Raw genomic sequence first — 11,510 nt, 5'->3', positions numbered from 1 at the left:
GGCGGCGCGCTCGATCCGCTGACGGAGGATGCGGCGGACAGGGTGCCGGACTGGCTCGCGGGCGATGCTGCGGCCCAGCCGTCGCGCCTCGAAATCATCCGCCTCGCCAGCAGCAACCCCGACGACCTCACGCTGCGCGCCGCGCGGCTGCTCGGCGAGGCGGATCATATCTTCCATCCCGCCGACGTTCCCGCCGCGATCCTCGACCGCGCGCGCGCCGACGCGGTGCGTCATGTCACCGAGACGCCGCCCGCCGATCCGCCGCCGGGCCTGTCGCTCTGGCTCTATCCGTCGCGTCCGTAGACGTCGTCGCGAAAGGCGACCCCCTTCGCGGTGGCGGTCGCGGTGATGTAGGTGATAGACCGGCACCCCGGCGGGCAATGGCACCGCCTGCTCGGGCTTGTTCGACGGCGCCTTCAGCGGGCGCCCAGCAATGTCAGGAAAAGGGGAAGGCGGCGCCTTCCCCTCTGACGCAGGCTCAGCCTTTTTTCCCATGCGCGTCGGGGCGGGCGGCGGCGGGGGCGGCATCGTCGGCTGGTTCGGATGATAGATGCCGTCGGCGGTGTAATGGCCGTCGATGATGCCGTCGCCGTCGCGGTCGGCGGCGAAGCTGTCCGGAACCGCGCCCGGCGGCGGCGCGGCGGTGCCTGGAACAGGCCGAAAGCGCGAGCGCGCCGGCGGCCAGGCTGGTCAGGAATGAGGTTGTATACGCATCGATCACTCCTTGGAGAGGGCGCACGGGATTTTCCCTGGCGCAAGAGCCCGAGGCGCTGAACGCCCGCTGTTCCGCCGCCGGCGGCACCGATTACGATAAGTTAACTGGGACCCGCACGCTGCAACCCATAGCCCTGTTGCCGGCGGCAGATTGCGCCGCCGGTCTGCAAGGAGAGGCTCATGCCATTGCCTGCCATCGATATCGATGCGGTCCCGCTGCTCGATACGGCCGTCGGTCTGTTCGGTTCGCTCGTCGATACCAGTGCGCATTCGGGCGCCTCGGTGTTCGAGGTCGCGGTCACGGTGATGATGATCATCTACGACTGACGGATGCCGGGCCGCGGGCGGCTGTCCGCCGTCCGCGGCCAGCGGAAAGGAGGGGCTGCGATGTCGCGCCACGATCATTTTCCCCGGCACGATCCGGATCGTTGCCGCCGTCTGCGGAAGGCTGCACGCGGGCTCGAAAGCGATTGGCGGACGGCGGACGCGGGACCCGATGGTCTCGTCGCGACGATCGGGGCGCTGCAAGATGCGCCGCTGGACATCGTCCTGCACCGGCTGCTTCCCTGGCTGCAGCATATCACCTGGCTGCGGACGAGGCTGGCGGGTGCGCTGGCGCTGCTCGCCGTCGATCCCTTCGCGCGCCCGCCGCTTCGCCCGGTCGGCGGCGGGGAAGGGGCGGCGGGGCTGATCCTTGCAGAGCGGGGGCACATCCGCCTGTCGCTGCAGTTTCACCGCGTCGAGCAGGGCGGCACCCAGTCCTCGACCGCGGTTTTCATCCCCGGCGCTGCCGCGGTCCGCGTTCTGGCGAGCGGCGGTGCGAAGCTGCATCGCCACCACGTCGCGTTGAGCGAAGCCGAAGAGGCGGGTCTCTTCTCGGCCGCAACCGCCGCGCCTTGCCGGAGCGAGCCGCCGCGGCCGCTGACCGACGGCGAGCTATTATGCCTCGACACCACGCGCGAGGCCTTCTCGCTTGCGCAGGCGAGCGGCGATGTGCTGCTCCTCGAACTCGCGGTGCAGCCGCCGTCGCCGCTGCCGATCCGCAGCTACGACATTGCAAGCGGCCGGCTTGCCCATGTCTCGGCCTCGCGTCGCGACAGCAGTTTTCGCACGATGGCGCTCGCGCTGCTGCGCAGCTTCCGCCGCACCGACGCGGCTCCGCTTTTTGCCGAAGCGACCTACACCGAGGATTTCGCTGCACGCTGGTCGGCGCTGCGCGAACTCGTCGCGCTCGATCCGGCCGCGGCGCGCCCGCGGGTCGAGGCGATGGCGGCGTCCGACCCGCACCCCGAAATCCGCCGCGCCGCCACCGCGACGCTGGCGCTCTATCCCGCCCGGAAAGTCGAGCCATGCCCCGCCTGATCGATCCGCCCGCCGGTGCCGAGTTCGATCTCGAGGAAGTCGCGGCACGCCTCGACGAAAGCGGGGTCGATCTTTCGGACGAAGCGAGCCTCGCCCGCTGCGCGCATCTGCTCGCCGGCCTCCAGCGCAATCGTCATTTCCTCGCCGATCGCGTGATCGCCGAACTCAAGGCGAGCTATGCCGGCCAGCTCGCGGAAAATCGCTATTCGGCGCAGGTCTTCCTGCTCCACCGCAGCCCGCGCGGCTGGTTTCTGCGCGCCAACCTCTGGCCTGCCGCATGCGATGCGATCTATGCGGCGAGCGGTCCGCTCGCCTTCGCCTATGGCCTGCCGCACGATCATAATTTCCATTTCCTGACCACCGGCTATTGGGGGCCGGGCTATGTCAGCGACTATTATGATTATGACGCCGAAGCGGTCGATGGCCGCCTCGGCGAACCGCTGAACCTGACATTCGTCGAGCGCAGCCAGCTGAGCGAAGGCAGGATGATGCTCTACCGCGCTCACCGCGACATCCACAGCCAGCTCCCGCCGGAAAGTCTGTCGGTCAGCCTCAACATCATGGACGAGGGCGAACATGTCCCGTGGCGCGACCAGTATATCGTCGATTTGGAGCATGGCACGATCGCCCGCCGCCCGACCTCGACTCCCGCCGAGATGCTCCTCCGCTGCGCGGTCCACCTGACCGATGACGGCAAGGATATCGCCGACCAGTTCGCGAAAGCGCATCCCGTGCCAAGAGTACGCGCCAACGCGATCGCTGCACTCGCGGCGGTGACGGAGGGCGGAGGAAGGGCGGCAGTACTGGAGCGAGGGATGCACGATGCGGATGCGCGCGTGCGCGATGATTGCGCCCGGTGGCTCGGATTATCGGCGGTGGACGGCCGATAGTGGGGGAGATGGTGGCCTTCGGCCTTCAATCGGCCTCGGCTTCCCCCGCCCGATCCGCCATATCCATGAAGTCGCGCGCCACATTGCGCTCGCTCTCGTCCTTGAATGCGACGTCGAGGTCGGGCGCGACGCCGAGCATGTACATCAGCGCCCACAGCGCGAAGCGGCGGCCGGGATTGGTTTCGAGGCCGAAATCCACGCGCATGCGTTCGGTGCCCGCTGCGTGGGCTTCGGGGTGGATCGCCGCGAGGTCGGCGGTGCCGAAATAGCGGCGGAGTTGGTCGTCGAAATCCATCGCTATCCTTTCGGTCCCTTCGCGCCGCTTGGCAAGTTGTCGCCATCCATCGCGCCTTTGCGGCAACCCGGCAAGTAAACCCGAAATTAGCCTATTTTGTCCTTGGACGCTGCGTCCCGAGCGGGCAGCCTGACCGTCTTGGTGTCGTGCCAGAACAGCGGATGCACGCCTGCCCCAGCGGCGGCGAAGCCCTCCCGACAATCGCACATCGTTAGAAAATAGCAGGAGAGACTGCCATGCCTCGTCACGGCGTATATCCGCGCGACATCGTTCCGCCGCGCTCAAAATATTCGGATGCCGGCCGCTTCGGCCGCCTGTTCGGAGAGCTTCCGCCCTTTGCCGCCGACACCCCCGACGTCCGCGCCGCGCTGATGGAAATCGGCAAGCCCGGCGGGATCATGGACGCCAAGGACAATCTGACCAAGACGCCCGCCGAACTGATCACCGACCCGGCGCTGTCGGCGAAGAACAGCGACAATCCCAACCTGACCGCGGGCTTCACCTTCCTCGGCCAGTTCCTCGACCATGACATGACGTTCGATCCGACCTCCAGCCTCGAACGGCAGGCCGATCCCGAACAGATCGCCAATTTCCGCACTCCGAGTTTGGGCCTCGACAACGTCTATGGCGCCGGGCCGGGTGGCAGCCCGCATCTCTATGACACGCAGGGCGGCAAGGGCGGCAAGTTCCTGCTCGAAGCCACGGGCACCGCGACCAAGTTCGACCTGCCGCGCAACAGCCAGAAGGTCGCGCTGATCGGCGACCCGCGCGACGACGAAAATCTCATCATCAGCCAGCTTCAGGTCGCGTTCCTGAAGTTCCACAACGAGGTCGTCGAACATGTGAAGACCAAGATCAAGCTGACCGGCTCCGACGAGATTTTCGCCGAGGCGCAGCGGATCGTGCGCTGGCACTATCAATGGATGATCGTCCATGAATTCCTGCGCCGGACCTGCGGCAATGCGGTGGTCGACGACGTACTGATCAATGGCCGCAAATATTACAGCTGGCACAACGAGCCCTATATTCCGGTCGAATTCTCGGTCGCCGCCTATCGCTTCGGGCACAGCCAGATCCGCCCGTCATACCGCGCGAACTTCACCGGCAATGGCGGCAATCCCTTCTTCGCGATGATCTTCACGCCCACCCCGTCGAACCCGAACGACCCCGACGATCTGTCGGGCGGCTGCCGCGCGCCGCGGCGCTTCGTCGACTGGCCGACCTTCTTCGATTTCGCCGACGGCAATGTGAAGCCGAACAAGAAGATCGACACGACGCTGTCGACCGCGCTGTTCCGCCTGCCGGGCTCGGTGGTGCCGAACCCCGACCCCAAGACCAACCCGGCGTCGCTTGCGCAGCGCAATCTGCTGCGCCACCTGACCTTCGCGCTTCCCTCGGGCCAGCGCGTCGCGCGGGCGATGAAGCTGCCCGAGCTGTCGAAGGGCGACCTTGCCGACCTCAAGCCCCACGGCCTCGACGACCGCACCCCGCTCTGGTTTTACATCCTGCGCGAGGCGCAGACGGTCGAGAATGGCGAACGGCTGGGGCCGGTCGGCGGGCGGATCGTGACCGAGGTGTTCCTCGGGCTGCTTCAGGGCGACAAGGGCTCCTATCTGGCGCAGGACCCCGAATGGCAACCCTTCCTGCCGACGGTCGATCCGTCGAAGACGGGCGATGACTTCAAGATGGTCGATTTGCTACGCTACGCCAAGGTGGCGTGAGCGGTTGAAGCCCCTCCCCTTCAGGGGAGGGGTCGGGGTGGGGGGCTGCGACTTAACGCAAGGCTGCGGGGCCCCCCACCCGCTGCGACTAATGCCAGCAAGCTGGCCAGTCTCGCTGCCCTCCCCTGAAGGGGAGGGCGAGTGCGCAGCTACCCCTTGCGGAACAGCGCCTCGGCGCTCGCCTTGAAGCCGCCCGCGGCGGCCTTGTGCGCCTTCGCCCGCTCGATCTCGGCCTCCAGCACCGCGATGCGCTCGTCGAGTTCGGCGACCGACAGCGGATCGAGCGATTGGCGGGCCAGCGTGGCGAGCGTGTCGTCGCGACGGCGGGGAAGGTCGTCATCGTCCATGCTGCGTCCTTTCTCTCGCTGGTCCCTGTCGTCAAAGGCGCGCGACTGTTGACCCGACTCCCCTTGCTGTCAATAAGGCGCTAGCGGGACCGAAAAGCCAGTGGGGGAATGACGCGCGTGACCAGCCTGCCCGAAACCATGACCGCCATCGCGATCCGCGAACCCGGCGGACCGGAGGTTCTCGTGCCCGAAACGCGGCCGGTGCCACAGCCCGGACCGGGCGAGCTTCTGATCCGCGTCGCCGCGGCGGGGGTCAACCGTCCCGACGTACTGCAGCGCATGGGCTTTTATCCGCCGCCGCCGGGCGCGTCGGACTTGCCGGGGCTCGAAGTCGCGGGCAGCGTGGTTGCGGTCGGGCCGGGCGGCGATTCCGAACTCCTGGGTCAGTCGGTCTGCGCGCTCGTCGCGGGCGGCGGCTATGCCGAATATTGCGTCGCGCCTGCGGGAAGCTGCCTTCCGGTGCCGCAAGGCTTTTCGATGGCGGAGGCGGCGGCGCTGCCCGAGACGGTCTTCACCGTCTGGCACAATCTTTTCGAACGCGGCTATGTCCGCGAGGGCGAGACCGCGCTGATTCATGGCGGTACCAGCGGCATCGGCACGACCGCGATCGGGCTGGCGAAGCTGTTCGGCATCCGGATTATCGTTACCTGTGGCAGCGCCGATAAATGCGACGCAGCGCGCGCTCTCGGTGCCGATCTCGCCATCGACTATTCGACCGAGGATTATGTCGAGGCGGTGAAGGCCTTCACCGGCGGCAAGGGGGTCGAGGTCGTGCTCGACATGGTCGGCGGCGACTATGTGCCGCGCAATCTCGACTGCCTCGCCGACGACGGGCGCCATGTGTCGATCGCCTTCCAGCGCGGGATGAAGGCCGAGGTCGACATTTCGCAGCTGATGCGCCGCCGCCTGACGATGACCGGCTCGACGCTCCGCGCGCGCAGCGCCGACTTCAAGGCGCTGCTCGCCGACGAGATTCACAAGACGCTCTGGCCGCGCCTTGCCGAAGGCGGCTGGAAGCCAGCGATGGACCAGAGCTTCCCGCTTGCCGAAGCCGCCGCGGCGCACGCACGAATGCAGGCGGGCGAGCATGTCGGGAAGATCGTGCTGACGGTGAAATAACCTATCCTTCATCGTCATCCCGGACTTGATCCGCGATGACGAAAGAGGTTGGGCAATGGCAATTCCTTACCACGGCATGGATGTCGAATCGCCGCCCTTGCCCCTTTCGGCAATCCAGCATATAGCCGCGGCCAATATCCGGCCGCCCCGCGAGGGGCGGCCCTTTCATTTGCGCTTGGAGAAAATGGTCATGGCCAATGCCGATGCCACCCCGCTGATGCCGCACGCGACCGCCGCCTGGCTGGTCGACAACACCGGCCTCACCTTTGCCCAGATCGCCGAATATTGCGGCATCCACATCCTCGAGGTCCAGGCGATCGCCGACGAGACCGCCGCGACCAAATATACCGGCCGCGATCCGGTCCGCGCGCACGAGCTGTCGATGGAAGAGATCGAGAAGGGCCAGAAGGACCCGAACTACAAGCTCAAGATGACCAAGCAGGCGCAGGACACGATCCGCCGCACCCGCGGCCCGCGCTACACGCCGGTCAGCAAGCGCCAGGACAAGCCCGACGGCATCGCCTGGATCCTGAAGAACCATCCCGAGGTATCGGACGGCGCGATCGGCAAGCTGATCGGCACGACGCGCAACACGATCGGCGCGATCCGCGACCGCAGCCACTGGAACAGCGCGAACATCGTCCCCAAGGACCCGGTGACGCTCGGCCTCTGTTCGCAGCGCGAACTCGACGCGCTCGTCGCCAAGGCGGCGAAGAAGGCGGGCATCAAGGCCCCCGAGGACAGCCGCCTCGAAGGCGACCGCGAAGCGCTGCTCGAGGAACTGCGCGCCGAGCGCACCGCCGCGAACGAAGCGCGCGCGGCCGAAGAGCACCACGAAGACGAAGCCTGAGGTCGTGGCAGCCGGCGACGACGACAATATCCCGGCGGCCAGCGGCTCGCCGGACGCGTCGCTGACGCAGGACGACAGCTTCACCGCGACGAGCTACGCGGGTCTTACCTATCCGTGGGGCGATGCCGCGCCCGGCGCTGGTGAGACGATCCGCATCGCCGAGGGGATCAGCTGGGCGCGATTGCCGATGCCGGGTTCGCTCGGTCACATCAACAGCTGGCTGCTCGACGACGGTGACGAGCAGGGTGATGGCGTCGCGGTCGTTGATACCGGCATTTGCCTGACCCTGTGTTCGGACGCCTGGAAGGCGCTTTACGCCGGAGCTCTGGCAGGCAAGCGGATCACGCGCGTCTTCGGCACCCATCTCCATCCCGATCACATCGGGCTCGCCGGCTGGATCGCGAAGAAGCAGGGCGTGAAGCTGTGGATGACGCGCGGCGAGATGCTGACCGCGCGCGCGATCGTCGCTGATTCGAGCGATAGCGCGCCCGACGAGGTGCTCGCCCAGTCGCGCGCCGCGGGCTGGGACGATGCGGCGATCGAGGAGCAGAAGGCGCGCGGCTGGAACATGTTCCAGCGCATGATCTTCGCGCTCCCGCGCAGCTATGTCCGCATCCACGACGGGCAGCGGATCGACTTCGGCAAGCACCAGTGGCGCATTGTCACCGGGTCAGGGCACAGCCCCGAACATGCCTGCCTGTGGAACGAGCGCGAGGGCGTGCTCGTGTCGGGCGATCAGGTGCTGCCGCGGATCAGTTCCAACGTATCGGTCAACATCACCGAGCCCGATGCCGATCCTCTGGGCGAATGGCTCGCCTCGATCGACAAGCTGCTCGCCACCATCCCGGCGGATGTCGTCACCTGCCCGGCGCACGGCGAGCCGTTCAAGGGATTGCACGTTCGGTTGATGGCGCTGCGCGACGAGCACCGGATGCGGCTCTACAATCTTGCTGAGGCTGCCGCGAAGGCGCCGATGCGCGCGGTCGATGCCTTCCCGCTGCTCTTCAACCGCCCGATCGGCGCCCACAATCAGGGCCTCGCGACCGGCGAAGCCTTTGCGCACCTCAAGCGGCTCGAGGTCGAAGGCCGGGTCCGCAGGGAAGACCGCGACGGCGTGTGGTGGTATCACGGGGTGGCGTGACGACGGCTGTTATCGGTCGCCAACGGGCCTTCAGAGTTCGCCGCCGAGCGCTCCATATTTCGCTTCGAACCCGGCCTTGTCGCCGCGTGCCAGATAGCCGGCCTGATCGACGATTGCGTCGCGCGCGATGCGGCCCTGGAAGGCGCCGAGCTGCGGGTCGATCGCCGCGACATCGGCATCGGTCCAGTCGGCGATCTGCTGGAAGCTGGTGATGCCGAGGCCGTTGAGCAGCGCGACCATCTTGGGACCGACCCCCTTCAGCAGCTGTAGATTATCGGCTTTGGCCGTCGGGGCAGGTTCGAGCGTGGGCGTCGACTCGGGCGCGACCTCCACGGGCTCGGGTGCGGGACGCGTTTCGGGTTCAGGCTGCGGCGCTGCTGCCGGGATTTCCACGACGGGGGCCGATGGAACGGTAGGTTCTTCGGGGATTTCGGCGGCCGGTTGGGGCTCGGGTGCCGACGCGGGAGGCGGTGGGGAAGCCGGGGTCGCGACCACCGGTGCCGGCGCGGGCTCCTTCGGCTTGAAGCGCGCAGGTTCGGCCGCGACGATCTCCGGCTTCGCGGCTTCGAGCGGCTTTTTCGGTTCGGCGGGCGGTGTGACCCGGGCTTCGATCTCGTCGGGCTTTTTGCGGCCGAACAGCCACCACAAAAGCACGATCGCGACGACGAGGCCGACGACCGCGATGATCCAGTTTTCCTGAAGCCACGTCATGATATTCTCCCTGTAGCTCGGGTCAGCCTATGCGCGCGCATTCGTGGCGTCCAGCGCCGCTCATTCGGCCTCGCGCGCGACCTCTCTCCAGCCGATGTCGCGGCGGCAGAAGCCGCTCGGGAAATCGAGCTTGTCGACCGCGGCATAGGCGCGCGCCTGCGCTTCGGCGACACTCTTGCCCGTCGCGGTGACGTTCAGGACGCGCCCGCCCGCCGCGACCAGCGTGCGGTCGTCGCGCGCGGTGCCGGCGTGGAAGACGCGCACGCCGCCCGCCTCGGCATCGGCGATGCGGCGGATCGCGCCGCCCTTTTCCGGGGTGCCGGGATAGCCCTTGGCCGCCATCACTACCGTCAGCGCATAGTCGTGCGAGAAAGCAGGCGCTTCGGCCTCGGCCAGCGCGCCTGTCGCGGCCGCATGGAGCAGCGCGGCGAAGTCGCCCTTGATGCGCATCATCAGCACCTGGCATTCGGGATCGCCGAAGCGGCAGTTGTATTCGATGAGCTTCGGTCCCTCGCCGGTCAGCATCAGCCCGGCGAACAGCATGCCGGCATAAGGCGTTCCCTCGGTCGCGAGCGTCGCGACGGTCGGGCGGATGATGCGGTCCATTACCTGTGCTTCGATCTCGGCCGTCAGCACCGGCGCGGGGCTGTAGGCGCCCATGCCACCGGTGTTGGGGCCGGTGTCGCCGTCGCCGACGCGCTTGTGGTCCTGCGCGCTGCCGAAAGCGATGACGTTCGTGCCGTCGGAGAGCGCGAAGAAGCTCGCTTCCTCGCCGGTCATAAATTCTTCGATCACGACCTCGGCGCCCGCGCCGCCGAAGGCGCCGGCGAACATGTCCTCGATCGCCACCTCGGCGTCTTCGCGCGTTTCGGCGATGATCACCCCCTTGCCCGCGGCAAGCCCGTCGGCCTTGATCACGACCGGGATCGAAAAGCCGTCGAGCACGGCGAGCGCTTCCTCGGCGCTCGTGCAGCGGACATAGCTGGCGGTCGGGATGCCGGCACGTGCGCACAGATCCTTGGTGAAGCCCTTCGACCCTTCGAGCCGCGCGGCAGCCGCGCCCGGTCCGAAGGTCGGCACGCCGATCTCGCGGAGGCGATCGGCAAGGCCCGCGACGAGCGGCGCCTCGGGGCCGACCACGACGAAGTCGATCGCATGGGCGCGGACGAAAGCGATGAGTCCATCGAGATCGTCGGCTGCGATCGGCACGCATTCGGCGTGGAGTTCGATCCCCGGATTGCCGGGGGCGGCATAGAGCTTGGCGCAGCTTGGCGATTGTGCCAACTGCCAGCTCAGCGCATGTTCGCGTCCCCCCGATCCGATGAGCAGGATATTCATGGCAGTCCCTTTTCCCGATATGGCGTCCGGCGACGACGGTGAAGCGCGGCTGTTAGCCGAGGCCGCACCGGGGGACAATGCTCCCGCGCTCTCGGTGAGCCAATTGTCGGCGGCAATCAAGCGCACCGTCGAGGATGGCTTCGCGCGTGTCCGCGTCCGCGGCGAGCTGTCGGGCGCGAAGCGCGCTGCGTCGGGGCATTTTTACGCTGCGCTCAAGGACGATAACGCGCTGATCGACATGGTGATGTGGAAGGGGCAGGCCGCGCGGCTCGCCTTCCGCCCCGAGGACGGGATCGAGGTGATCGCGACCGGCAAGCTTACCACCTATCCGGGGCGCTCCAAATATCAGCTGATCGTCGACAGCCTGGAAGTCGCGGGCGAAGGCGCGCTGATGCTGCTCTTCGAGAAATTGAAGGCGCGGCTCGGCGGCGAAGGACTGTTCGACCGCGAGCGCAAGCAATCCCTGCCGCGACTGCCGCGGATCATCGGCGTCGTCACCTCGCCGACCGGGGCGGTGATCCGCGACATCCTCCACCGCCTGGCCGACCGTTTCCCGACGCAGGTGATCGTCTGGCCGGTGCTGGTGCAGGGCGAGGGCGCGGCGGCGCAGGTCGCGAAGGCGGTGCGCGGCTTCGACGCGCTCGCCCCCGGCGGGCCGGTGCCGCGCCCCGATCTGGTCATCGTTGCGCGCGGCGGCGGGTCGATCGAGGATCTGTGGGCGTTCAACGAAGAGGTCGTGGTGCGGGCGATCGCCGACTGCCGCATCCCGACGATCAGCGCCGTCGGGCACGAGACCGACGTGACGCTGGCCGACTATGCCGCCGACATGCGCGCGCCGACCCCGACCGCGGCAGCCGAAATGGCGGTGCCGGTGCGCGCCGAGCTCGCCGCCGAACTCGCGGCGCGCGGCGGACGGATGATCGGCGCGGCGAGTCGCCATGCTTCGCTCGCGCGCGAACGGCTGACGGCGCTCGCGCGGCACCTGCCGAAACGCGAGGCGCTCTATGCGCCCCAACGCCAGC

At 67.7% G+C, this 11,510-nt stretch carries 12 protein-coding genes and 1 pseudogene; 9 read left to right on the top strand and 4 right to left on the bottom strand.

The window, feature by feature from the left end; genetic code table 11:
- The 4 genes and pseudogenes from ACE3SL_RS09340 to ACE3SL_RS09325 form a co-directional block, all read left to right on the top strand.
- Window positions 1–303: pseudogene (locus ACE3SL_RS09340) on the top strand (siroheme synthase); the annotation flags it as partial.
- Between the two features lie 591 nt (window positions 304–894).
- Window positions 895–1,041, top strand: a complete 147-nt coding sequence (locus tag ACE3SL_RS09335; RefSeq protein WP_374525463.1) for a hypothetical protein — start codon at window positions 895–897, stop codon at window positions 1,039–1,041.
- A 60-nt stretch (window positions 1,042–1,101) separates the two neighbouring features.
- Complete coding sequence (locus tag ACE3SL_RS09330; protein WP_374525462.1) at window positions 1,102–2,076, top strand: HEAT repeat domain-containing protein; 975 nt, start codon at window positions 1,102–1,104, stop codon at window positions 2,074–2,076.
- Complete coding sequence (locus ACE3SL_RS09325; protein ID WP_374525461.1) at window positions 2,064–2,966, top strand: transposase; 903 nt, start codon at window positions 2,064–2,066, stop codon at window positions 2,964–2,966. The genes ACE3SL_RS09330 and ACE3SL_RS09325 overlap by 13 nt, the downstream gene beginning before the upstream one ends.
- Before the next feature lie 25 nt (window positions 2,967–2,991).
- Here ACE3SL_RS09325 and ACE3SL_RS09320 read toward each other — a convergent pair whose 3' ends face one another.
- Window positions 2,992–3,261, bottom strand: a complete 270-nt coding sequence (locus ACE3SL_RS09320) for a hypothetical protein (protein ID WP_374525460.1) — start codon at window positions 3,259–3,261, stop codon at window positions 2,992–2,994.
- A gap of 236 nt (window positions 3,262–3,497) precedes the next feature.
- Between ACE3SL_RS09320 and ACE3SL_RS09315 the strand changes: the two genes are divergently transcribed.
- Entirely contained in the window at window positions 3,498–4,982 is a 1,485-nt protein-coding gene (locus tag ACE3SL_RS09315) for a heme peroxidase family protein (protein ID WP_374525459.1), read from the top strand.
- A 149-nt stretch (window positions 4,983–5,131) separates the two neighbouring features.
- Here the strand turns inward: ACE3SL_RS09315 and ACE3SL_RS09310 are convergent, their stop codons facing one another.
- Window positions 5,132–5,329, bottom strand: a complete 198-nt coding sequence (locus ACE3SL_RS09310) for a DUF1192 family protein (protein WP_374525458.1) — start codon at window positions 5,327–5,329, stop codon at window positions 5,132–5,134.
- A 117-nt stretch (window positions 5,330–5,446) separates the two neighbouring features.
- On the opposite strand from ACE3SL_RS09310, the gene ACE3SL_RS09305 reads away from it, so the two are divergent.
- The 3 genes from ACE3SL_RS09305 (at window position 5,447) to ACE3SL_RS09295 (ending at window position 8,439) form a co-directional block, all read left to right on the top strand.
- Entirely contained in the window at window positions 5,447–6,448 is a 1,002-nt protein-coding gene (locus ACE3SL_RS09305; RefSeq protein ID WP_374525457.1) for an NAD(P)H-quinone oxidoreductase, read from the top strand.
- Window positions 6,449–6,665: 217 nt separating this feature from the next.
- Window positions 6,666–7,298: a cell cycle transcriptional regulator TrcR gene (locus ACE3SL_RS09300; RefSeq protein WP_374525464.1), complete on the top strand. Its 633-nt coding sequence runs from the start codon at window positions 6,666–6,668 to the stop codon at window positions 7,296–7,298.
- A 4-nt stretch (window positions 7,299–7,302) separates the two neighbouring features.
- Window positions 7,303–8,439 carry an MBL fold metallo-hydrolase gene (locus ACE3SL_RS09295; RefSeq protein WP_374525456.1) on the top strand — a complete coding sequence of 379 codons (1,137 nt, stop codon included), beginning with the start codon at window positions 7,303–7,305 and terminating at the stop codon, window positions 8,437–8,439.
- A gap of 30 nt (window positions 8,440–8,469) precedes the next feature.
- Here the strand turns inward: ACE3SL_RS09295 and ACE3SL_RS09290 are convergent, their stop codons facing one another.
- Both ACE3SL_RS09290 and purD read right to left on the bottom strand, forming a co-directional pair.
- Entirely contained in the window at window positions 8,470–9,150 is a 681-nt protein-coding gene (locus tag ACE3SL_RS09290; RefSeq protein ID WP_374525455.1) for a hypothetical protein, read from the bottom strand.
- Between the two features lie 60 nt (window positions 9,151–9,210).
- Window positions 9,211–10,488, bottom strand: a complete 1,278-nt coding sequence (purD, locus tag ACE3SL_RS09285) for a phosphoribosylamine--glycine ligase (protein WP_374525454.1) — start codon at window positions 10,486–10,488, stop codon at window positions 9,211–9,213.
- Here purD and xseA point away from each other — a divergent pair.
- The coding region (gene xseA / locus ACE3SL_RS09280) for an exodeoxyribonuclease VII large subunit (RefSeq protein WP_374525453.1) at window positions 10,487–11,510 on the top strand (1,024 nt) is incomplete at its 3' end. The two genes, purD and xseA, sit on opposite strands and share 2 nt — an antisense overlap.

Origin of the sequence: Sphingopyxis sp. (genome assembly GCF_041916015.1) — a bacterium.
GTDB lineage: Bacteria > Pseudomonadota > Alphaproteobacteria > Sphingomonadales > Sphingomonadaceae > Sphingopyxis.
Note: the sequence above shows the minus strand (reverse complement) of the source record. Positions and strands in the feature narration are given on the sequence as shown.

What these genes read in the sequence shown, in the direction of transcription:
- ACE3SL_RS09335 (WP_374525463.1), top strand. Translation starts at nt 895, where the DNA reads ATGCCATTGCCTGCCATCGATATCGATGCGGTCCCGCTGCTCGATACG.
- ACE3SL_RS09290 (WP_374525455.1), bottom strand. Translation starts at nt 9,150, where the DNA reads ATGACGTGGCTTCAGGAAAACTGGATCATCGCGGTCGTCGGCCTCGTC.
- ACE3SL_RS09330 (WP_374525462.1), top strand. Translation starts at nt 1,102, where the DNA reads ATGTCGCGCCACGATCATTTTCCCCGGCACGATCCGGATCGTTGCCGC.
- ACE3SL_RS09320 (WP_374525460.1), bottom strand. Translation starts at nt 3,261, where the DNA reads ATGGATTTCGACGACCAACTCCGCCGCTATTTCGGCACCGCCGACCTC.
- ACE3SL_RS09300 (WP_374525464.1), top strand. Translation starts at nt 6,666, where the DNA reads ATGCCGCACGCGACCGCCGCCTGGCTGGTCGACAACACCGGCCTCACC.
- purD (WP_374525454.1), bottom strand. Translation starts at nt 10,488, where the DNA reads ATGAATATCCTGCTCATCGGATCGGGGGGACGCGAACATGCGCTGAGC.
- ACE3SL_RS09310 (WP_374525458.1), bottom strand. Translation starts at nt 5,329, where the DNA reads ATGGACGATGACGACCTTCCCCGCCGTCGCGACGACACGCTCGCCACG.
- ACE3SL_RS09325 (WP_374525461.1), top strand. Translation starts at nt 2,064, where the DNA reads ATGCCCCGCCTGATCGATCCGCCCGCCGGTGCCGAGTTCGATCTCGAG.
- ACE3SL_RS09315 (WP_374525459.1), top strand. Translation starts at nt 3,498, where the DNA reads ATGCCTCGTCACGGCGTATATCCGCGCGACATCGTTCCGCCGCGCTCA.